Consider the following 20420-nt stretch of genomic DNA (forward strand, 5'->3'; position numbering starts at 1 on the left):
GTCACGGTCGGACGATCAGTCGCGGCGGTCGCCCTCCGGTGCCCGCAGCCTCTGCCCCTCCAAACCGCCTCTGCCTCCCCATGGTCAGCTCAGCCCAGGATGTGCTTCGCCGGATCAAGGACGAGGCTCTCGAGCTGATCGACCTCAAGTTCGCCGACCTCCATGGCAAATGGCAGCACCTCACCGTCTGCGCCGAGATGCTCGATGAGGAGGCCTTCCGCACGGGCCTGGCCTTCGATGGCTCTTCGATCCGCGGCTGGAAGGCGATCAATCAATCGGACATGGCGATGGTGCCCGATCCGTCCACGGCCTGGATCGATCCGTTTTTCCGTCACAAGACCCTCAGCCTGATCTGCTCGATCCGGGAGCCCCGCAGCGGGCAGCCCTATGGACGCTGCCCCAGGGCGCTGGCCGAGCGGGCGCTGGCTCATCTGGCCGGCACGGGCCTGGCCGACACGGCCTTCTTCGGACCGGAACCGGAGTTCTTCCTGTTCGAGGACGTCCGCTACAGCTCCAGCGAGGCCGGCTGCTCCTACAGCGTCGACTCGATCGAAGCCCCCTGGAATTCCGGTCGGCAAGAGGAGGGGGGGAACCTCGCTTACAAGATGAATCTCAAGGAGGGGTATTTCCCACTACCACCCAACGATGTCTTTCAGGACATCCGCAGCGAGATGCTGCTGACCCTGGGGCAACTGGGGGTCCCGATCGAGAAGCATCACCACGAGGTGGGGGCCGCCGGCCAGCAGGAGCTGGGCATGAAGTTCGCGGAGCTGATCAGCGCGGCCGACAATGTGATGTCCTACAAATACGTGGTGCGCAACGTGGCCCGCAGGTACGGCCGCACCGCCACCTTCATGCCCAAGCCGGTGTTCGCCGACAACGGCAGTGGCATGCACGTGCATCAGAGCCTCTGGAAAGGGGGGCAACCCCTGTTCTTCGGTCTGGGCACCTACGCCGACCTCTCCCAGACGGCCCGCTGGTACATCGGCGGTCTGCTCAGACATGCCCCTAGCTTCCTCGCCTTCACCAACCCCACCACCAACAGCTACAAGCGCCTGGTGCCCGGCTTCGAGGCACCTGTGAACCTGGTGTATTCCCAGGGGAACCGCTCGGCGGCCGTGCGCATCCCCCTCAGTGGCGACAACCCCAGGGCGAAGCGCCTCGAGTTCCGCACCGGCGATGCCATGGCCAACCCCTACCTGGCCTTTTCGGCGATGCTGATGGCAGGGCTCGATGGAATCCGCCAGCAGATCGATCCTGGCGACGGAATGGATCTGGATCTGTTCGAGTTGGCTGCCGAGGAGCTGGAGCATGTCGCCACGGTGCCCGCGTCGCTCAGCGGCGCCCTGGAATCCCTCGAGGCCGACAAGGACTACCTGCTCGCCGGGGATGTGTTCAGCGACGACCTGATCAGCAACTGGATCGCCCTCAAGTACGAGGAGGTGCAGCAGTTGCGGCAACGACCCCATCCCTACGAGTTCAGCCTGTATTACGACGCCTGAGCTGGGCCAGGGCACTGGTGTGGAGATGGCGGGCGCGCTCCCGCCGGCGAGTCCAGGCCAGCTGCTGCCCGATGGCTTCCCGGCGATCGCCGGGGTCGTGATGGAGGGTGATCTGGGCCAGTTCGGCGGCATGGCGTCGTCGCTGGCGGCGGTGGGCCCGGGCCCAGGCCAGGACGGTGGGGTCGATCTGTTGACTGGATGCAGGGCCCATGGCCGGAGCTCCCGATGGCCTGGAACCATTCTGTAGCGATTGCTACCGGAGCCCGGCTTGTCTTCGCAGGCCTTCACGCCCCTCTGGCGCTCGCAGCCAGGGGATGGATCGGCTGAAATGGAGGGCCCTTGCCGCCGTCTTCCCACCGGCACCCCATGCCCGACACCGTCAGCAAATTCGCCTATCAGGCCCTGCAGCAGGGCAAGACGATCATGGGGCTGGCCCACAAGGAGCTGGGATCACGGCTGATGCGTCTGGTTGATCCCCAGGGGGTCCCCAAGACTGTGCCGGTGCCGCCGCAGATGAGCCTGGCCCTCAAGGCCTCGATGGACCGGCTGCTGGAGACCGACTGGCAGGAGGCCGAGAGCGGTCTCTATCCACCCTCCCTGCTCTTCGATGCCCCGTGGCTCGACTGGGCGGCCCGCTACCCCCTGGTCTGGCTCGAGACTCCCCGGCAGTGGAACCGCCGCACCCAGCGCAAGGTGCGGGATCTTCCCCGGCACATTCGCCTGGAGGACTATCCCTCCTATTACCTGCAGAACTTTCACCATCAGACCGATGGCTACCTGAGCGACCATTCCGCCGCGCTCTACGACCTCCAGGTTGAAATCCTCTTCAACGGCAGCGCCGATGCCATGCGCCGCCGGCTGATCAGCCCTCTACAACGGGGGCTGAGGGCCTTCGCCCAGCGCTCTCCGGGTCAGCTGCGCCTGCTGGATGTGGCCACGGGCACCGGCCGGACCCTGCGCCAGCTGCGTGGTGGCCTCCCTGGGATCCAGCTGGTGGGCCTCGACCTCTCCGCCTCCTACCTGCGTGAAGCCAACCGTTGCCTCAGCCAGCTGCCGGGTGAGTTGCCCCAGCTGGTGCAGGGCAACGCCGAGAGCCTTCCCTTCGCCGACGCCACCTTCCAGGCGGTGAGCTGTGTGTTCCTCTTCCATGAGCTTCCCGGTGAAGCCCGTCAGAACGTGCTGCAGGAATGTTTCCGGGTGATCGAACCCGGTGGCGTGCTGGTGCTGGCCGACTCGATCCAGCTGGCCGATTCACCAGAGTTCTCCGTCGCGCTGGAGAATTTCCGCCGGGCCTTCCATGAGCCCTACTACCGCGATTACATCTCTGACGACATCGAAGCCCGCCTTGGCCAGGCCGGCTTCAGCGGCATCAGCGCCCGCTCCCATTTCATGACCCGGGTCTGGTCCGCCACCAAGCCCCTGTCTTGAGTGAAGTCCGCGCTTGAGCACATCCCTCCCCCTCCTGAGGCAGACCTTGCAGATTCTGAATAGTTTTCATAGACATCTCTGCGCGTTAGTCCCATGACCAATCCGTTCCATCTGCGTTGGTTGCAGGGCTGGTCTTTTCAGACGGTGCTGATGGAAGGACACGTCCAGATCGAAGCTCACGGCTACGGCATTCGCCTGCGCACCCCTCTTTTGGCAGGGGAGAGTCCACGCGCCGGAGCCGACAGACTGGTGCTTCAGGAGGACCGCCGGCGCCGCTCCCTGCATCACGCCTGGCGTCGGGGCCAGCTTCAGCGCCCCACCCCGGCCTCTGTGGCCGCTGTCCCCCCGCTGAGTGATCCGGCCGTCGACCCCCTGGCCCTCCCCGTCCCCCCCAAGGAGGTTCTCTTCGCCAGCGGAGGCCTGTTCTCCGAGGGCAGCCCCTACCTGGTGGGTCTGCTGGAGGAGGCCCCCCAGCCGCTGCTGGCCGTCTAGCGCAACAGCCACCAGGCCAGGAGCATCCCGAGCCCGCCCCAGCGCAGGGCCTTCCAGAGCACCGTCTCCTGCCACCGGCTGGCGCGCAGAGCGGTGGGCAGGGGATCCAGCAACCGTTGACCCAGCTCAAGCCGTTGGTTCAACCGTCGCCAGTTGCTGGAGAGGTCGCCGGGGCTCTCGGCTTCCGCGGCGGACAGCCGCTCCCCCTGAGAGGCCACCGTGAGCAGGGTGGAGAGCCCATGCAACCAGCCGGAACGGCGACGGATCACCCGCTTGAGCGGTCGACGGAATCGGCGACCCGGTCGACGCCGCGAAGAGAAGGCCATCGCGTCAGGATGGATCTTCATCACGTCCTCCGTCCAGTGCCGCTTTCTTCAGCGCCCGCTGCCCCCACGCGGAGCGGATCCCCTCAGACCTGGCCGGACCCCAGCCGCCAGCTGGCCGAGGAGCTCCAGCGGCTGCTGGCCATCGACGGCCGTGACTGGCATGCCCTGAAGGGTCACAAGCCCAGGCGCGCGGCTGAGCAGGTGGCTGCAGCCCTGGTGCATCTGCTCTCTGAGCAGAGCCCGCCCCAGCGCCTTGAGGGTGATGCCCAGCAACGGGCGATCGAACTGCTCGAGCATGGGCTGGCCTGGCTGAAGGGGGACCTGCGCGACCCCGGTTGCCCCAGCCACGGCCACTGAATCCACGGGATTCCTGGTCTGGGGTTCAGACCCGGTGTCGCTGGGCCGCCAGCTGCAGGCGGTTGCCCCGCTCGCTCCAGCGCACGTCGTCGAAGCAGTGGTGAATCAGGAAGAAACCTCTGCCGCAGCAGGCATCACTGCGCTCGGGCAGTTCGTTGGAGCGGGCGCACACCGGCACACCACAGCCCTCATCCTGGATCTGCCAGATCACCCAGTGGGGGGTGAGGATCCGGCGGATGCGCAGGCACTTGCTTGGATCACCGCCATTGCCGTGCCTGACCGCATTGACCAGGGCCTCCTGCAGTCCGAGTTGCAGCTCCGCCAGGTTGGCGGCTGTTGCCATCGGCTCCAGCAGCAGCTCCACCAGTGGTGCGAGCTGCAGGGTGGAGGGAGTGATGAAATCGGTCCACCGCAGCGGAGTGATCAGGCGCCGAAGCATCCACACCAACCAGGGCTGAATTTGACCCTAACGCTCCGTGCCGCCCCCGGCTCAACGGGTGCTGATTCTTTGTTGCACGGCCGGGTGGTTGAGCAGGGCGTCCATCAGCCGCACACCGCGCAACTGATTGATCAGGGGCATGTGGCCCTCCGGCGCCTCCAGGTTCCACTGGAACGCACTGGGGTAGCGGGTCCAGGTGCCCTCACACTTCCAGCCCAGCCTGGGCCAGAGCTGCTCCCAGCGGCCGTTGCAGGCCCTCAGCAGCCTTCCCTGCACGGAGAATCCGAAGCGGCCCCGTGAGTAGACCACCCAGAGCCGATCGAGGCTGGTCAGATCGAGGGGGGGCATGGGAGCCACCTCGCTGTAATACACGTAGCCCCGGCGCATCGCTTCAGCTCCGGCCAGCTGCCTGAGCACCTCGCTGGTGATCCGGTCCGCCTGCTCGAAGCGGCGCTGGGCCAGGGCCTCCTGCAGAGAGGCGTAGGAGATGCCGGCATCACTCCCCACGCGCAGCCAACCGTCCGGATGGCCCTCGAGCAAAGCGGTCCTGTGGCTGTCGTCCTGGGCCATCAAGGCCTGAACCCAGACCCCTGCGATCCAGTCGTCCCCCTCGGGATCGTGGCGCGAGAGGGCTTCCAGCAACAGGGGGCGCAGCTCCGGGAGGCGGGCCTCGATCTGGGGAAGCAGACTCCGCCGCTGCCGCGGGGAGCTCGAACCGAAGCGCTCGAGCAGCTGTTCGGCGCTGGCCGTGGCGGAAGCGGGTGGACCGGAAAGCATGGAGTTCGGCGGGCCTGAGCCTGGCCTGCGTGGGCCCACTATGTCAGGCAAGGTCCGTGGGATGGGGCGCGATGGCGTCGTGGCTGGCGATCGATGCCTTCCTGCAAGGCGAGGGAGCGGTGCTGGATGTGCGTAGCCCGGCGGAGTTCGCCCATGGGCACATCCCCGGAGCCCGCAACCTGCCCCTGTTCAGCGACCATGAGCGGGCTGAGGTGGGGCTGACCTACAAGCAGCGGGGTTCCCAACAGGCGGTTCGAGCCGGGCTGGCCCTGGTGGGCCCGAAGCTGGCGGTCCTCGGCGATGGGCTCCTCGCCCACCACCAGGACGCTGGCGGCGGGCCCCTGCGCATCCATTGCTGGCGCGGCGGCATGCGCTCCGCCAGCATTGGCTGGCTGGCCGAAACCCTCGGGCTGCCCGTACAGCTGCTGGAGGGGGGCTACAAGGCCTACCGCCGCTGGGTGCTTGCCCGCTTCGAGCGCTCATGGCCCCTGCGCCTGCTGGGGGGGCGCACAGGCACCGGCAAGACCGACCTGCTGCTGGAGCTGGCCCATCGCGGCCTGGCCGTGGTCGATCTCGAAGGCCTGGCCCACCACCGCGGCAGCAGCTTCGGAGGCCTCGGGATGCCACCTCAGCCAAGCAACGAGCACTATGAAAACCGGCTGGCGGCGTCCCTGGAGGCCTGCCGTGGGGCCGAGGCGATCTGGCTGGAGGCCGAAAGCGCCCAGGTGGGGCGCTGTCGCATTCCCGCAGGCCTCTGGCGGCAGATGCAGAACGCTGCGGTGCTGGAGATCCGTCGCCCGCTCAGCGAGCGGTTGCGCCGGCTGGTGCAGGTGTACGGGGGGCAGGACCCTGAAGCCCTCTCGGAGGCCACCCGGCGGATCGCCCGGCGGCTGGGACCCGCCCGCACCCAGGCGGCCCTGGCGGCGATCGAGAGTCGCGACTGGAGCGAGGCCTGCCGTTGGATGCTCGACTACTACGACCGCTGCTACGACCACGAGCTGGAGCGGCAGCGCAAGCGGCCGGTGGCCGGCGCCAGCCACAGCTCTCTGGAGCTTCACGACTGGGATGAGCGGCGTGCGGCCGACTGGCTGCGGGAGCAGGGTTGGCTGGCCAGTGCTGCTGGAGCCGGCCCGGAAGATCAAGCCCATGTGAACCCTGAAGGCGGGATCGGAGGCTCTGCTTAGGATCGGACTTTGCCCCACCCCGATGACGGCCATTCAGTTCTTTCGCGGGGTGGACGAGCCCGTGGTTCCCGATATCCGGCTGACCCGCTCCCGCGATGGACGAACCGGCCAGGCCCTGTTCGTGTTCGAGCAACCCCAGGCGCTCGCCCCTGAAACCATGGGCGACATCACCGGCATGTTCCTGCTCGACGAGGAAGGTGAACTGGTGACGCGGGAGGTGAAGGCCCGCTTCGTGAACGGCAAACCCAGTGCCCTCGAGGCCACCTACACCTGGAAGACGGAAGAGGACTTCGGCCGCTTCATGCGTTTCGCCGAGCGCTACGCCGCCGGCCATGGTCTCGGCTTCGCCGAGAAGGACGGGGAGCCCGACACCCCGGACGCCAGTCCCGATCCGGGCGCCGAGGGCGAACCCGCAGACGCTTGAAATTCGGGCAATGGCTGGGCCTGGCGGCCATCATCGCCGCCGTGGCCCTGCTCTGGAACCTGCGGGGGCTGCTGTTGCAGCTGTTTGCCGCCGTGGTGCTGGCCCTGGCGATCTGCACCCTGGTGGGCGCCGTGCGCGAGCGTCTGGGCTGCCCCAGGCCCCTGGCTCTGGTGATCAGCCTGGTGGGACTGGCCCTGGTGGTGGTGGTGGGCAGTGCGGTGCTGATTCCTCCCTTCGTGGAGCAGTTCGCGGAGCTGCTGGCCAAGCTCCCAGACGCGGCTGATGTGCTGATCGGCCTGGCGCGCCGGGTGCTCTCCAACGTGAGCCGGATCCTCTATGGCCGCCATGACGGCTCGCTGGAGTGGTTGCAGCAGCTCTGGCCGTCCGAGGGGCCCAGCCCCGAGGTGGTGGCGGGTGGTCTTGGAGGGGGAGCCCTGCGGCTGCTGGGCCTGGCCAGCAACCTGGGCAGCGGCACCCTGCAGTTTGTCTTCGTGATAGCGGTGAGCCTGATGCTGGCGGTGCAACCCACCGCCTACCGCGGTGTGCTGGTGCTGCTGGCTCCCTCCTTCTACCGCCGCCGCTTCGGGCGTGTGCTGGATCTCTGCGGAGCGGCCCTGAGCGCCTGGATGGTGGGGGTGGTGATCAGCTCCCTGTTCGTGGCTCTGCTGGCGGGCGTCGGCCTGTCGCTGCTGGGGGTGAAGCTGGTGGTGGCCAATGCCCTGCTGGCGGGTCTGCTCAATGTGATTCCGAACGTGGGTCCCACCCTGAGCACGGTGTTCCCGATGTCGGTGGCTCTGCTCGACGCCCCCTGGAAGGCCCTGGCCGTGCTCGGCCTCTATGTGGTGGTTCAGAACCTGGAGAGCTATGTGATCACCCCATCGGTGATGCACGCCAAAGTGCACCTGCTGCCGGGCCTCACCCTCACGGCCCAGTTCCTGTTCACGATTGTGTTCGGGCCGCTGGGGCTGCTGCTGGCTCTGCCGATGGCCGTGTGCGTCCAGGTGATCGTGCGCGAGGTGATCATCCACGACATCCTGGATCCCTGGAAGCGTCAGCGCCTGTCCCCATGAACGGCCGTGCCCTGCTGGGGACCCTCGCCCTGGTGCTGCTGGCGCTGCTGGTGTGGGAACTGCGCTGGGTGCTGCTGGTGCTCTTCGGGGCCGTGGTGCTGGCCGTGGCGCTGGACGTGCCGGTGAGCCTCCTGCGCCGTCGACTGCCCCTGAACCGCCCCAGCGCCGTGGCCCTGGTGATGGTGGCCCTGGTGGTGGTGGGCTGGAAGGTGTCGGACCTGTTGCTGCCTGAACTGTTGCAGCAGGCCAACCAGCTCACCCAGTTGCTGCCGGTGCTGTTGCAGCGGCTGGGGGACCTGGCGGGAGGCTCCACGGCCTTTCGCGGCCTCGAAGACAGGCTGCTGGAGCTGGCCACCTGGGAGAAACTGCAGCCCCTGGGTAGTCAGCTGCTGGGGGTGGCCGGCGGCGCCGCCAATTCCACCATCCAGATCCTGCTGATGGTGCTTCTGGCGATCCTGCTGGCCCTGGATCCAAGGCCGCACCAACGGCTGGTGCTGGCCGCCACGCCCCAGTTCTGGCGCGGTTCGATGCAGTCGCTGCTGCGGGAGTCGCGCCAGGCGCTCGGCGGCTGGCTGGCAGGGATGACGCTCTCGGCGGTCACCGTGTTCCTCTTCACCTGGGCTGGTCTGGCCCTGCTTCAGGTTCCCCTGGCCCTGCTGAGCGGACTGGTCTGCGGTCTGCTCACCTTTGTGCCCACGATCGGCCCCACGGTGGCCACGCTTCTGCCCCTGGCGGTGGCCCTGCTGATCTCCCCTGCCAAGGTGGTCCAGGTGTTGGTGCTGCGGCTGCTGCTGCAGAACGCCGAAGCCTTCGTGCTCACCCCCCTGCTGCTCAGCCGCACGGTCAACCTGCTGCCCACCGTGGCCCTGATGGCCCAGTTGAGCCTGGGCGCCCTGCTCGGCCTGCCCGGAGTGCTGCTGGCTCTGCCGCTGGTGGTGGTGCTGCAGGTGATCTGTCAGCGCGTGCTGGTGGAGCAGATGATGGATCGCTGGACCTGATCAGCGGTAGTGGCGGATCAGACTGGGCGTAAGCACCAGCACCGCCACGGCCAGGGGATGCTGCTGCATGGCCGTCACCAGCGACGACCAGGTGAAATGGTCGAGCAGGAGCCGCAGTTCCGACCTCAGATCCCCGAACGCCAACAGGACCAGCAGCAGTGGGATCAGCGGCGGGACGCGCGGCATCAAGCCACGCCCGCTGGCGTCGCCCCATTCCCGGCACTGGGTCCGACGAAGCCCTTGCCACTGAGCAGAGGCAGCAGGGTGGGGGCCAGGCCGATGCTCGACCAGCTGCCCACGCTGATGCCGAAGGTGAGGGCCACGGAGAACCAGAACAGACTGCTGCCGCCGAAGAAGAGGATCCCCAGCAGGGGCAGCAGCGTGGTGAGGGAGGTGTAGATCGAGCGGGTCAAGGTGGCATCCACGGCCACGTCCACCTGCTCACTGAAGGGAACTCCCCCCAGGTTGGCCTTCTGCTCGCGGATCCGGTCGAAGACCACCACGGTGTCGTTCACCGAATACCCGGCCACGGTGATCAGGGCCACGGCGAAGAGGGAATCCACTTCGATTCCCCGCAGCAACCCGAGCCAGGCGAACAGCCCGGTGGTGATCAGCACGTCGTGGGCCAGGCAGAGAATCGCCAGAAAGGCGAACACCCTGTCGTAGCGGAGCGTGATGTAGAGGGCGATGGCCGCGAAGCTGACCAGCAGGGAAATGAGGCTGCTGCGCAGCAACTGTGCCCCCAGGGTGGGCCCGATCGTGTCGACCGACGTGCCGCCGTCCTTGAAGGGCCCCAGGCTGGCGGCCAGCTGCTGGATCACGCTGGTTCCCTGCCCGGCGCTGAGGCTGGGCAGACGCAGCTCGATCGAGCGACCCTGGTCGAGCACCTGCACCGGAGCGCCAGCGAGGCTTGGCGCTGCCTGACCGTTCTCAGCGGGAAGCTGGAGGGTTCCAAGACTGGCGCTCACCTCGGGCACGGAGATCGCCGAGCAGTCAGGCTCGCAGGCCCTCTCCATCTGGATTCGGGTGCCACCGGTGAAGTCGAGGCCGGGCTTGAGCGGCGCGCCGATGGCGGGGTTGAGCCAGCAGAGGGCCATGCCGATCAGGCTGATCAGGCAGGCCACGACGGAGCCCCACCAGGCGATGCGCCGGTGGCGCGTGATGCGGAAGTACTGGATCGGTGCTGAGGCGCCCGATCCCGATGGGGAGGAAGTCATGGATGCTCAGGCGGCTGGCGAGGGCCGCTGGCGGCTGGGCAGGAAGTAGCTGGGGCGCCGCAGGGTGGGGTAACTCATCATCAGGCGCAGAAGCACGCGGGTGCAGGAGAGGGCGGTGAACAGGCTGAGCAGCAGACCGATGCCGAGGGTGACCGCAAATCCCTTGACCAGGCCGGTGCCCAGGGCGAAGAGGGCGATGCAGCTGATCAGGCCGGTGACATGGCCATCGAGGATCGATGAGAAGGCCAGGGAGAAGCCACCGTCGATCGAGCGGATCAGGGTGTTGCCGGAGCGCAGTTCCTCCTTCACCCGCTCGAAGATGAGCACATTGGCGTCCACCGCCATGCCGATCGAGAGGATGAATCCGGCGATGCCCGGCAGGGTCAGGGTGACGGGAATCAGGGCGTAGCTGGCGAGGTTGAAGAGGGCATAAAGGCTGAGAGCCACCACGGCCACGGCTCCGGGGAGCCGATAGACCACCACCATGAACACCGCCACCAGGGCCAGGCCCGCCAGGGCCGCCACCAGGCTGGTGCGGATGTTCTCAGCCCCCAGCAGGGGGCCGACGGTGCGCACCTCGAGGATCTTCACCGGGAGGGGCAGGGAGCCGCCCCGCAGTTGAACCTCCAGATCGCGGGCTTCCTCGGCTGTGAAGTTACCGGTGATGCTGGCGGCCCCACCGGTGATGCCGGCTGCGGCGAACTCCTGGCTCACGGAGGCTTCGCTGATCGAGCGACCATCCAGGACGATGCCCAGCAGCCTGTCGCTGCCCGCAATCGACTGGGTCAGGCGGGCAAAGGCCTCACCCCCCTGGCGGTTGAAGGTGAGCGTCACGTCCCAGCCCGTGCCGGTCTGCTGCTGCTGGCGGCCAGCGGTGACCAGGTCCTTGCCGGTGAGGGCCGCCGGCTCGTAGAGGGCCACCACCCGTTTGTTCACCTCCTCGAGCAGCGCTTCGATCTGCTCGGTTTCGCCGGCCCCTTGAGGCACGGAGACCCCGAGTTCCCGCAAGGCCCTGGCCAGATCCTCCTCCGGAAAGCTGGGCGTGGGGGCCGGCGGTTGTCCTGCCGGGGTGGTTGGAGACGGATCCGGGGTCGTGCGCCTGCGGCTGAGGTCGAGCACCGACTGGGCCTGGCGCTTCAGCCGCAGCAGCCCCTGCATCTCCTGCTCGGTGCCGGGTTTCTGGGCGCGGAATTCGAGCAGGGCCGTGGTGCCGAACACCTTGGCCGCCCTGGTGGGGTCCTGTTCGCCGGGCAGCTGCAGAACCAGCTGGTCGTCTCCGATGGTCTGGAGGGTGGATTCGGCCACTCCAAGGCCGTTCACACGGCGGTCGAGCACCTCCTTGACGGCCTCCAGCTGCTCCTTTCTCACGGTTTTGATCGCACCCGCCGGCATCACCTGCAGGGTGAGCTGGCTGCCGCCGCGCAGATCCAGCCCAAGCTGCAGGGGAAAACTGAACAGAACAGCCCCGGCGGCGATCGCCAGGGCCAGGATCAGGGCGAACAACCCCTGCTGGCGTGCCATCTCAGATCGTGCCTGCCTTGAGCTGCCGCGCCGCCTCGACGATCTGCCGGGGCTGGATGATGGTCAGATTCTCCAAGGCGCCGTTGTAAGGGGTGGGAATGTCCTGGCTGGAGAGGCGCACGGGCCGGGCGTCGAGATCGTCGAAGCAGTGCTCGGTGATCAGGGCCAGCAGTTCGGCGCCGATGCCGCCGGTCTTCATGCACTCCTCCACCACCAGCACCTTGTGGGTCTTGCGGATCGATCGGGTGATGGTCTCGAGGTCGAAGGGCTTGAGGCTGACCAGATCGATCAGTTCCACACTGACGCCATCGGCCTCGAGCTGCTCCACCGCCTTGAGGCAGTGGTAGCGCATGCGTGAGTAGGTGAGGATCGTCACGTCCTTGCCCTCGCGCACCACCTCGGCCTGGTCGAGAGAGCAGATGTAATCCCCTTCGGGGATGTCCTCGCTGAGGTTGTAGAGGAGCACATGCTCGAAGAAGAGCACGGGGTTGTTGTCGCGGATCGCGGCCTTCATCAGCCCTTTGGCATTGGTGGGGGTGCTCACCGCCACGATCTTGATGCCGGGGACAGCGTGGAAGTAGGCCTCCAGACGCTGGCTGTGCTCTGCGCCCAGCTGGCGCCCCACTCCACCGGGGCCGCGCACCACGGTGGGAATGGTGTAGTTGCCGCCGCTGGTGTAGCGCAGCATCCCCATGTTGTTGGAGATCTGGTTGAAGGCCAGCAGCAGGAAGCCCATGTTCATGCCCTCCACGATCGGGCGCAGGCCCGTCATCGCGGCCCCGACGGCCATGCCGGTGAAACTGTTCTCGGCGATCGGGGTGTCCAGCACCCGCAGTTCGCCGTATTTCTCGTAGAGATCCTTGGTCACTTTGTAGGACCCGCCGTACTGGCCGACGTCCTCCCCGATCACGCACACGTAGGGGTCACGGGCCATCTCCTCGTCGATGGCGTCGCGCAGGGCGTTGAAGAGAAGGGTCTCGGCCACGGACGGTGTGCGAACCCGGCAAGTGCCGGTGGAGCGGCCAACTTATCTCAGGCGTCGGCTCGCGGGAGCTGGCCGGTGAGCTCACCCACCGGCGGCGAACGTGGCCAGCAGCAGCACCGAGAGCAGCATGCCCGGGGAGAGCAGCAGGGCCAGCAGGCCGAGGTCGTGGGGAGTCATGGCGGTAACGGGCTGCTCAGAAGACTAGGAAGGCTCGCCCTGGTCCACCGGCAGCAAGCTGCGAATGAAGACAAGGGTCAACCCCAGGGCGACGAAAGCGAAGGTGAAGGTGGCCAGAAAGCTCATGCCCACCACCAGGGTCTTCATGGCCGTGCCGATGCTCTGGGCGAAGGGCTTGCTGTAGTGGGGGGGATGCAGGCTGTACCAGGCCACCACCCGCTGGCTCAGGCCCAGGCAGACCCAGGCCAGCAGCCCGCTGGTGAGGGCGCCGGAGAGAAAACTGAGCGGACCCTTGCGGGGTGCGCCCGGCTGTGACTCGATGGGCTCCGGAGCGCTCATGGGGTCTCGTCTGGTTGCAGGATCCTGACGCCCATGCTGCTGCAGCGGCAGCACCAGGCCTCGAAGCCCCCAACGGCCAGGGCATCCCCGAGCTGACCACGGGCCGCTTCGGCCCGCTCCAGACCGGCGAAGAGGGCGAACAGGCTCGGCCCTGACCCACTCATGGCCACCGCCAGGGGATCCCTGGCCTGACGCAGCAGGCTCAGCCCCAGACGCACACTCTCCTGCTCCGGCTCCACCACCGCCTGCAGGTCGTTGCGCAGGGGCGGCAGGCCCCGCTCCCCCCGCAGGGCGGCCAGCAGCGCTCCGCCGCGCAGGCTCTGCCGACGCTGCTCGAAGTCGCTCTCGCACGTGAGATAGAAATCCCCCCTGAGCTCACGGCAGCGGCCGTAGGCCCAGGGGGTGGAGACACTGGCGGCTGGATCCTTGATCAGCAGCACCGCCAGGTCTTCGGCCCCCTGGGCTCCCACCCCCTGGGGGCCAGCCTCGGGCAGCTTCACGGGCTCGAGGATTTCCCCCCGGCCGAAGCAGAGCTGGGTGCCGCCGGCCAGGGTGAAGGGCACATCCGAGCCCAGCTCCCCCGCCAGCAGCCGCAGCTCGTCGGTGTCGAGCTCCAACCCCCAGACCTGGTTGAGCCCCAACAGGGCAGCGGCCCCGTCGCTGGAGCCCCCGGCCAGGCCGGCGCCGATCGGGATGCGTTTCTCCAGCTCGATCGTGGCCCCCAGTTCAGGCCTGCCGGCGTGCTGCCTGAGGCGCTCGGCGGCCCGCACCACCAGGTTGCCTCCATCGGTGGGGAGGCGGCTGTCCTGGCAGCGCAGCAGGATCGCGCCATCGCTTCGGGGCTCGATCGCCAGGCGGTCGGCCAGATCGAGGCTCTGCATCACCATCGCCAGCTCATGGAAGCCATCGGCCCGCAGCCCGAGCACCTCCAGATGCAGGTTGATCTTGGCCGGTGCCTCCACCAGCAGCGGAGCCGAGCTGATGTCCTGGAGCAAGGGGTCAACCATGGGACGGGTCATCGGGGAGGGGAGAGAACGACATGGCTGGGTTCTCTGCGGTGGGACCCAGCTGCCGGGTCAGCTCCACCCACTGCTGAGGGGAGAGTTCCTGGGGCCTCTGCTGCAGGACAACCCCGGCGCGCCCGGCCCGCTCGGCCAGCTCCCCTTCGCTCCAGAGCCCGGCCAGGGTGTTGCGCAGCATCTTGCGCCGGGCGGCGAAGCAACGCCTGAGCAGGCCCTCCAGCCGCCCGGCCAGCTCGGGCTGAAGCCGCCCTGATGGCGGCAGCGGATCGAGCACGATCACCTCCGACATCACCCGGGGGGGTGGCTGGAAGCAGCGCGGGGGAACGGTACAGACCGAACGGCAGCTCGCCAGCAGTTGCAGGCGAACACTCAGGGCGCTGAAGGCGCTGCTGCCGGCCACCGCCCGGATCCGCTCACCCACCTCCTGCTGCACGAGCAGCACCAGCCGCCGGTAGGGGACGGCCAGGGGGCGGTCAAGCCGGCCCACCAGCCGCTCCAGCAGGGGCCCGGTGATGTTGTAAGGGATGTTGGCCACCACCTTGTCGGCCAGGGGCAGATCCAGGCGCAGCACATCGCCCTCCAGCAACTGGAACCTTTGATCGCCTGCGAAGCGCTGACGCAGGCCCGCCACCAGGTCGCGGTCGAGTTCGATGGCCTGCAGCTCCGCCAGCGGAGTGGCCAGCAGCCGCTCCGTGAGGGCTCCGCGGCCAGGACCCACCTCGAGCACGCTCTCCCCGGGCTGCAGGTCGGCCGCCGCCACGATCCGCTCGAGCACGGTGGCATCGGTGAGCCAGTGCTGACCGAAGCGCTTGCGGGTGCGGTGGCCCCCGAAGGACATGGGCGTGGACGGGTGGAACACCCAGATTGCCCGGCCGGGTTGCCGATCCCTGGCTAGGTCTGGAGCACAGACCTGCCTGGCCGCGATGGGCCCCATCCAGATCCGCCCTCCAATCCGTCCTCAGATCCGCTCCTCCCTCCCCTCCAGGTCAGCCATGGCCTGGTTGCTGCCCTGGGGCCGGGGCCTTGCAGCTGCGGTCCTGCTCTCCCTGGTCGGGCTGGCGCCGGCACGCTCCGGCAGCGTCAGCGCCGACTCCGTCTGGGACAAGGGCAATGCCCTGCAGCGGGCCCGGCAACTGGTGCCGCGGGGGGCCGTACCGGGGCGGCATCGCTGTCAGGAGATGACGGTGGGCATGGGCAACTACCGCTACCGCTGCACGGTGGAGTACAGCCAGCCTGAGCCTCGCCAACCGCTGCAAGCGGATGATCCTCAGCCGTCCCCCTGAGCCGTCTCCAGCCCCTCCAGGCGCAGCCAGCGCACCGGACCCGCCGCCGGTCGCAGGGGCACCAGGGCGCAGACCACCTCCAGGGGCAGCTGGGCCTGGTGGGGGTGTTCGGCCAGCCAGCAGCTCAGGGCCCTGGCCAGACGTCGACGCTTGACGATTCCCAGGGCAGCCACGCCCCAGCCATCGGCGCCACAGCGCCGGCGGCCCTTCACCTCCACCACCAGCAGCCGGCCCGGTTTGGCCACCACCAGGTCGAGTTCTCCCCAGCGGCAACGCCAGCGGCTGGAGAGCAGTCGCCAGTCCCGCTGCCGCAGCAGGCGCCAGGCCCGTTGCTCCGCCCAGGCCCCGGGGAGGGCGCTGCGGCTTCTGGTGCGTTGCGTATTGCTCAGGGCCATGGGGAGCGTCACCCGGTTTTCCTAGGGTTCCCTTGCTGTCCCTTCCCTGCCATGGCTGCCCCGCTGCGTTCGCTGGTCTCAGGCCTGCTGGCCTGGATGGGCGGGGGGCTTCTGGCGATCCTGCTGCTGCTGCAGCCGGCGGCTCCGGCCATGGCGGCGATGGACTACGCCAAGCAGGTGCTGATCGGCGCTGATTTCCATGACGGCGACCTGCGCGGGGTCACCTTCAACCTCACCAATCTCCGCGACGCCAACCTCTCCGGGGCGGACATGCGCAACGCCAGCCTGTTCGGCGCCAAACTCCAGGACGCCGACATGCACGGCGTTGATCTGCGGGAGGCCACCCTGGATTCGGCGGTGCTGGAGGGCACCGACCTGCGCGATGCCGTGCTGGAAGATGCCTTCGCGTTCAACACCAAGTTCGTCAACGTGGCCATCGAGGGGGCCGATTTCACCAACGTGCCCCTGCGATCCGATGTGCTCACCTCCCTGTGTGCCATCGCCAGCGGCACCAATCCCGTCACAGGCCGCGACACCCGCGACACCCTCAGCTGTCCCTGACCCCGTTGTTCAAGCTGCCATGAGCTTCGATGCCCACAGCCTCGAGCGCCTGCGCGAGCTCGGTCGCCAGCTGCCCCAGCCCCTGCCCGCACCGGCACCGGAACCGGCGCTATCCGCCGGCGCCAAGCCCAGGGCCAGCGAAAAACGCCACACGGTGGAGCTGGAGCGCGATCCGGAGCAGCTCTTCCGAGAGCTGATGAAGGTCAGCCCCGACGGCTCCGTTCCGCCCCACCTGATGGATCGTCTCCGCAGCCTCGAGGAGAGCCGGTTGGCGCAGCAGGCCAGGGAGCGGCGCGCTCCTTCTTCTGGGCAGTCCGCTGCCCCAGCCGCCGAGGCCACCCGCCGCCCGGGGCCTGGCCGCAGCACCACCCCGCGGGCCGATCCCCGTCTGGCGGCAGAGCACCCCGACCTCTACACCGCCTTCCACTCCCTGCTGCTCGAGGACGAGGAAGAGGATTGAGCGGCCGCGGAGGATCTCCCATCGCTTCAGCTCAGGGCGCTTCAGGCCAGGGGGTGGGCTGAGATGTCGATCATCCATGCCCGCGGGCTTGGCAAGAGCTTCCGGGTGGCCGACAAGCAACCGGGTCTGGGCGGCACCCTGCGCCATTTCGTGGCCAGGCGCCACAAGGACATTCCGGCCGTGCGGGACGTCAGCTTCAGCATCGAGCCCGGTGAGGTGGTGGGCTTCCTGGGGGCCAACGGCGCCGGCAAGACCACCACGCTCAAGATGCTGACCGGGCTGATCGAGCCCAGTGCCGGAGCGGTGGCGGTGGCCGGCTTTGTGCCCTTTCGCCGCCAGGCGGCCTTCCTGCGCACGATCACCCTGGTGATGGGGCAGAAGCAGCAGTTGATCTGGGATCTGCCTCCGCTGGATTCACTGCGGGTCAATGCGGCGGTCTATGGCATCGGTGAAGCCGAGGCGCGCCGGCGCATCCATGAGCTGTCCGAGATGCTGGAGCTGGGGGAGGAGCTGCGCCGGCCCGTGCGCAAGCTCTCCCTCGGCCAGCGCATGAAGGCCGAGTTGCTGGCGGCTCTGCTGCATCGCCCCGCGGTTCTCTTCCTCGATGAACCCACCCTCGGGCTGGATGTGAATGCCCAGGCACGGGTGCGTGAGTTCCTCGCCGACTACAACCGCCGCACGGGCGCCACCGTGCTGCTCACCAGCCATTACATGGGCGACATCACCGCTCTCTGCCAGCGGGTGCTGCTGATCCACCAGGGGCGTCTCTTCTACGACGGCAGCCTGCAGGAGCTGACCCAGCGGCTTGCCCCCTACCGGGAGGTCTGCTGCGATCTGGGGGAGGTCTATCCGCCGGAGGCTTTCGCTGGTTTCGGCGAAATCGAATCCCTGGCGGGTCACCGGGTGCGGCTGCTGGTGTCCAGGGATCAGCTCACGGCCACCATCTCCCGGCTGCTGTCCACCTTTCCAGTGCTCGATCTGGAGGTGAATGATCCGCCGGTGGAGGAGATCATCGGCCGCCTGTTCCGCGAGGGGGCGGTGGGATGAAACGGACCCTGCGCCTGGCTCGGGTGCTGCTCTCGGTGCAGTACGCCTACATGCTCGAGTACCGCGCCGAGATTGCCCTCTGGGCCCTCTCCGGGCTGTTGCCCCTGATCATGCTGGCCCTCTGGAGCGGTGCGGGGGCGGCCGGGGAACTCAGCCTCAGCCCGGCGGCCCTGAACCGTTACTTCCTGGCGGCCTTCGTGGTGCGGCAGTTCACCGTGGTGTGGGTGATCCATGTCTTCGAGGAAGATGCCCTGCAGGGACGCCTGTCCCCTTACCTGCTGCAACCGCTGCACCCCTTCTGGCGCTACCTGGCCGCCCACATCGCTGAGCAGGCCACCCGGGTGCCCTTCGTGCTGGCGATCGTGCTGGTGGTCTGGCTGCTGGGCGCAGGCACCAGCGGCTGGCCTCCTCCCTCCAGCTTGCTGCTGGGCCTGCTGGTGACCCAGCTGGCCTTTCTGCTGCGCTTCCTGCTGCAGTCGGTGATCACCATGGCCTGCTTCTGGAGCGAGCGGGCGGCGGCACTGGATCGGCTGCTGTTGATTCCCTACCTGTTCCTCTCCGGACTGGTGGCCCCCCTGGAGGCCTTCCCTCCCGGTCTGCACCGCCTGGCGGAGGCCACCCCATTCCCTTCGATGGTGTCGTTCCCGGCGCGGCTTCTCTCCGGAGGCGAGGTGGATCTGCTGGGGGGTCTGGCGACGATGGCCGCCTGGATGGGCCTTCTGCTGCCCCTCTATCTGCTGCTCTGGCGCGCCGGATTGCGGCGCTATGCGGCCATGGGGGCCTGATGGCCCGCTACCTGCGCACTCTGCGGGCGTTCTGGACGTCGGCCCTGGCAGCGGAACTGGAGTATCCGGCCAACGCGCTGATCGAACTGCTCTCCGTGCTGGGCAACCTGGCGGGAAGCCTGGTGCTGCTGGCGCTCTTCTACGGCCGAGGCCATGGCCTCGGCGGATGGAGCTGGAACGAGGCCCTGGTGGTGCTCGGGATGTACACGCTGCTTGATGGCGTCACCAGCACCCTGCTGCAGCCCAACCTTGGGGAGATCGTGAACCATGTGCGCACCGGCAGCCTCGATTTCGTGCTGCTCAAGCCGATCGACAGTCAGTTCTGGCTGTCGGCCCGCACGTTTTCCCCTTGGGGCCTGCCGGGGCTGTTGGCGGGGGTGGTGCTGATCGTGGTGGCGGCTGGTCGGGCGGGAGCTGCCCCGCCGCCCATCACCGTGCTGGGGACTGCCGGGCTGTTGCTGTGCAGCGCCCTGATCCTCTACAGCCTCTGGTTCGTGCTGGCGGCCACCAGCATCTGGTTCGTGAAAGTGTGGAATGCCACCGAGGTGCTGCGCAGCACCCTGGTGGCCGGCCGCTTTCCCGTCAGCGCCTACCCCCCCCTGCTGCGCACCCTGTTCACCCTGGTGCTGCCGGTGGCGTTCCTCACCACCGTGCCAGCGGAAGCCATCCTGGGCCGGGCCACCCTCCCCTGGGTGGTGGCCAGCCTGGGGATGGCGACCCTCTCCCTGGGCCTCAGTCGTGGGTTGTGGCGCCATGCCCTGCGCTACTACACCTCGGCGTCCAGTTGACAGCGATGGCGACGACGCAAGCATCAAGCTGAGGCTGGGCCGTGCTGCGGCCTTCCCCTTGGCTTCGGACGTCGACACACGTGGCACAGCAACGAGAGCTTGATGGCTCGCGCCATCCGGAGAGGCACCGCACCGACCGGGTGGGCTGGCTGCGGGCAGCGGTGCTCGGGGCCAACGACGGGATCGTCTCCACCGCCAGCCTGCTGGTGGGGGTGGCGGCGGCCGAGGCCGACCACGGCGCGGTCATGCTGGCTGGGGCGGCCGGACTGGTGGCCGGAGCGATGTCGATGGCTGCCGGTGAATACGTTTCGGTCAGCTCCCAGGCCGACACCGAGCGGGCCGACCTGGCCCGGGAGCGCCAGGAACTCGCCGATGATGCTGCCGCCGAACTGGCCGAGCTCACCGGCATCTACGTGAATCGGGGCCTCGAGCCCTCCCTGGCCCAGGAGGTGGCGTTGCAGCTCACCCGCCACGATGCCCTTGGTGCCCATGCCCGCGATGAGCTGGGCATCACCGCCAGCCTCAAGGCACGCCCGGTTCAGGCCGCCCTCACCTCGGCGGCCATGTTCTCGATCGGGGCGGCGTTGCCTCTGGCCACGGCCTCCCTGCTGCCTGCCTCCCGGATCGCGGCGGTGGTCTCGCTCACCTCGTTGCTGTTCCTGGGGGTCCTGGGTGGCCTCTCGGCCCGCGCCGGTGGCGCCCAGGTGCACACCGCCGTTGTCCGGGTCACCGTCTGGGGGGCGATGGCGATGGCGGCCACAGCCCTGATCGGTGTCCTGCTCGGGGTCGGCCCCTGAACGGACCAGATCGGCCCGAACACCGATAACGTCCTGGCTGCGACAA

General features: G+C 68.1%; 26 protein-coding genes and 1 pseudogene. 15 read left to right on the forward strand and 12 right to left on the reverse strand.

Annotation, left to right across the window (positions count from 1 at the left end; translation table 11 throughout):
• Positions 1 to 80 precede the first annotated feature (80 nt).
• Positions 81 to 1502, forward strand: coding sequence for a type I glutamate--ammonia ligase (gene glnA / locus KQ297_RS05560; RefSeq protein WP_259738537.1), 1422 nt, complete (start codon positions 81 to 83; stop codon positions 1500 to 1502).
• Here glnA and KQ297_RS05565 read toward each other — a convergent pair.
• Positions 1480 to 1713: a hypothetical protein gene (locus KQ297_RS05565; RefSeq protein ID WP_259738538.1), complete on the reverse strand. Its 234-nt coding sequence runs from the start codon at positions 1711 to 1713 to the stop codon at positions 1480 to 1482. The genes glnA and KQ297_RS05565 overlap by 23 nt on opposite strands.
• Before the next feature lie 155 nt (positions 1714 to 1868).
• Here KQ297_RS05565 and KQ297_RS05570 point away from each other — a divergent pair, with 155 nt between their 5' ends.
• Both KQ297_RS05570 and KQ297_RS05575 read left to right on the forward strand, forming a co-directional pair.
• Complete coding sequence (locus tag KQ297_RS05570; RefSeq protein WP_259738539.1) at positions 1869 to 2930, forward strand: class I SAM-dependent methyltransferase; 1062 nt, start codon at positions 1869 to 1871, stop codon at positions 2928 to 2930.
• Between the two features lie 93 nt (positions 2931 to 3023).
• A pseudogene (locus tag KQ297_RS05575) lies at positions 3024 to 3236 on the forward strand (copper-binding protein); the annotation flags it as partial.
• A 182-nt stretch (positions 3237 to 3418) separates the two neighbouring features.
• Here KQ297_RS05575 and KQ297_RS05580 read toward each other — a convergent pair.
• Positions 3419 to 3769, reverse strand: a complete 351-nt coding sequence (locus KQ297_RS05580; RefSeq protein WP_259738540.1) for a hypothetical protein — start codon at positions 3767 to 3769, stop codon at positions 3419 to 3421.
• A gap of 15 nt (positions 3770 to 3784) precedes the next feature.
• On the opposite strand from KQ297_RS05580, the gene KQ297_RS05585 reads away from it, so the two are divergent.
• Positions 3785 to 4105 carry a DUF6439 family protein gene (locus KQ297_RS05585; RefSeq protein ID WP_259738541.1) on the forward strand — a complete coding sequence of 107 codons (321 nt, stop codon included), beginning with the start codon at positions 3785 to 3787 and terminating at the stop codon, positions 4103 to 4105.
• Between the two features lie 25 nt (positions 4106 to 4130).
• On the opposite strand, the gene KQ297_RS05590 is transcribed toward KQ297_RS05585, so the two are convergent.
• Together KQ297_RS05590 and KQ297_RS05595 are read right to left on the reverse strand one after the other, a co-directional pair.
• Entirely contained in the window at positions 4131 to 4544 is a 414-nt protein-coding gene (locus KQ297_RS05590) for an ATP-binding protein (RefSeq protein WP_259738542.1), read from the reverse strand.
• A 51-nt stretch (positions 4545 to 4595) separates the two neighbouring features.
• A complete protein-coding gene (locus KQ297_RS05595) occupies positions 4596 to 5321 on the reverse strand; it encodes a GUN4 domain-containing protein (protein ID WP_259738543.1) in 726 nt (241 codons plus the stop codon).
• 71 nt (positions 5322 to 5392) lie between these two features.
• Here KQ297_RS05595 and mnmH point away from each other — a divergent pair, with 71 nt between their 5' ends.
• From mnmH to KQ297_RS05615, 4 genes are read left to right on the forward strand one after another with little or no spacing between them, the layout of a single operon-like run.
• Positions 5393 to 6505: a tRNA 2-selenouridine(34) synthase MnmH gene (mnmH, locus tag KQ297_RS05600; RefSeq protein ID WP_259738544.1), complete on the forward strand. Its 1113-nt coding sequence runs from the start codon at positions 5393 to 5395 to the stop codon at positions 6503 to 6505.
• A gap of 22 nt (positions 6506 to 6527) precedes the next feature.
• Entirely contained in the window at positions 6528 to 6929 is a 402-nt protein-coding gene (gene psb28 / locus KQ297_RS05605) for a photosystem II reaction center protein Psb28 (protein WP_185466259.1), read from the forward strand.
• Positions 6926 to 7999 (forward strand): AI-2E family transporter, encoded by a 1074-nt coding sequence (locus KQ297_RS05610; protein WP_259738545.1) that lies wholly within the window; start codon positions 6926 to 6928, stop codon positions 7997 to 7999. The genes psb28 and KQ297_RS05610 overlap by 4 nt, the downstream gene beginning before the upstream one ends.
• On the forward strand, positions 7996 to 8997 hold the full coding sequence (locus KQ297_RS05615; protein ID WP_259738546.1) for an AI-2E family transporter: 1002 nt from the start codon (positions 7996 to 7998) through the stop codon (positions 8995 to 8997). Before KQ297_RS05610 ends, KQ297_RS05615 begins: the two co-directional genes overlap by 4 nt.
• Here the strand turns inward: KQ297_RS05615 and KQ297_RS05620 are convergent, their stop codons facing one another.
• The 7 genes from KQ297_RS05620 to rsmA all read right to left on the reverse strand — a co-directional run bounded on the left by KQ297_RS05620 (position 8998) and on the right by rsmA (position 15096).
• Positions 8998 to 9183 carry a hypothetical protein gene (locus tag KQ297_RS05620; protein WP_259738547.1) on the reverse strand — a complete coding sequence of 62 codons (186 nt, stop codon included), beginning with the start codon at positions 9181 to 9183 and terminating at the stop codon, positions 8998 to 9000.
• Positions 9183 to 10214: a protein translocase subunit SecF gene (secF, locus tag KQ297_RS05625; RefSeq protein WP_259738548.1), complete on the reverse strand. Its 1032-nt coding sequence runs from the start codon at positions 10212 to 10214 to the stop codon at positions 9183 to 9185. Before secF ends, KQ297_RS05620 begins: the two co-directional genes overlap by 1 nt.
• Positions 10215 to 10220: 6 nt before the next feature.
• Positions 10221 to 11735, reverse strand: a complete 1515-nt coding sequence (secD, locus tag KQ297_RS05630) for a protein translocase subunit SecD (RefSeq protein WP_259738549.1) — start codon at positions 11733 to 11735, stop codon at positions 10221 to 10223.
• 1 nt (position 11736) lies between these two features.
• On the reverse strand, positions 11737 to 12720 hold the full coding sequence (locus tag KQ297_RS05635) for a pyruvate dehydrogenase complex E1 component subunit beta (protein WP_185466272.1): 984 nt from the start codon (positions 12718 to 12720) through the stop codon (positions 11737 to 11739).
• Positions 12721 to 12921: 201 nt separating this feature from the next.
• Entirely contained in the window at positions 12922 to 13236 is a 315-nt protein-coding gene (locus KQ297_RS05640) for a DUF3082 domain-containing protein (RefSeq protein WP_185466274.1), read from the reverse strand.
• Positions 13233 to 14243 (reverse strand): 4-(cytidine 5'-diphospho)-2-C-methyl-D-erythritol kinase, encoded by a 1011-nt coding sequence (ispE, locus tag KQ297_RS05645; protein ID WP_259738550.1) that lies wholly within the window; start codon positions 14241 to 14243, stop codon positions 13233 to 13235. Before ispE ends, KQ297_RS05640 begins: the two co-directional genes overlap by 4 nt.
• Entirely contained in the window at positions 14236 to 15096 is an 861-nt protein-coding gene (gene rsmA / locus KQ297_RS05650; RefSeq protein WP_259738551.1) for a 16S rRNA (adenine(1518)-N(6)/adenine(1519)-N(6))-dimethyltransferase RsmA, read from the reverse strand. The genes ispE and rsmA overlap by 8 nt, the downstream gene beginning before the upstream one ends.
• Before the next feature lie 154 nt (positions 15097 to 15250).
• Here rsmA and KQ297_RS05655 point away from each other — a divergent pair, with 154 nt between their 5' ends.
• Complete coding sequence (locus KQ297_RS05655; RefSeq protein WP_259738552.1) at positions 15251 to 15541, forward strand: hypothetical protein; 291 nt, start codon at positions 15251 to 15253, stop codon at positions 15539 to 15541.
• On the opposite strand, the gene KQ297_RS05660 is transcribed toward KQ297_RS05655, so the two are convergent.
• Complete coding sequence (locus tag KQ297_RS05660; RefSeq protein WP_259738553.1) at positions 15526 to 15936, reverse strand: YraN family protein; 411 nt, start codon at positions 15934 to 15936, stop codon at positions 15526 to 15528. The two genes, KQ297_RS05655 and KQ297_RS05660, sit on opposite strands and share 16 nt — an antisense overlap.
• Before the next feature lie 51 nt (positions 15937 to 15987).
• On the opposite strand from KQ297_RS05660, the gene KQ297_RS05665 reads away from it, so the two are divergent.
• From KQ297_RS05665 to KQ297_RS05690, 6 genes are all read left to right on the forward strand, one after another.
• Positions 15988 to 16497 (forward strand): pentapeptide repeat-containing protein, encoded by a 510-nt coding sequence (locus tag KQ297_RS05665; RefSeq protein ID WP_185464645.1) that lies wholly within the window; start codon positions 15988 to 15990, stop codon positions 16495 to 16497.
• A 19-nt stretch (positions 16498 to 16516) separates the two neighbouring features.
• Complete coding sequence (locus KQ297_RS05670; protein WP_259738554.1) at positions 16517 to 16957, forward strand: hypothetical protein; 441 nt, start codon at positions 16517 to 16519, stop codon at positions 16955 to 16957.
• Between the two features lie 69 nt (positions 16958 to 17026).
• A complete protein-coding gene (locus KQ297_RS05675) occupies positions 17027 to 18004 on the forward strand; it encodes an ATP-binding cassette domain-containing protein (protein WP_399251354.1) in 978 nt (325 codons plus the stop codon).
• Positions 18001 to 18789 carry an ABC-2 family transporter protein gene (locus tag KQ297_RS05680; RefSeq protein WP_259738556.1) on the forward strand — a complete coding sequence of 263 codons (789 nt, stop codon included), beginning with the start codon at positions 18001 to 18003 and terminating at the stop codon, positions 18787 to 18789. The genes KQ297_RS05675 and KQ297_RS05680 overlap by 4 nt, the downstream gene beginning before the upstream one ends.
• On the forward strand, positions 18789 to 19577 hold the full coding sequence (locus KQ297_RS05685) for an ABC transporter permease (protein ID WP_259738557.1): 789 nt from the start codon (positions 18789 to 18791) through the stop codon (positions 19575 to 19577). The genes KQ297_RS05680 and KQ297_RS05685 overlap by 1 nt, the downstream gene beginning before the upstream one ends.
• Positions 19578 to 19657: 80 nt before the next feature.
• Entirely contained in the window at positions 19658 to 20374 is a 717-nt protein-coding gene (locus KQ297_RS05690; protein WP_259738558.1) for a VIT family protein, read from the forward strand.
• Positions 20375 to 20420: the final 46 nt, after the last annotated feature.

Origin of the sequence: Synechococcus sp. CS-205 (genome assembly GCF_025128255.1) — a bacterium.
In the GTDB taxonomy this organism is placed as follows: domain Bacteria; phylum Cyanobacteriota; class Cyanobacteriia; order PCC-6307; family Cyanobiaceae; genus Regnicoccus_A.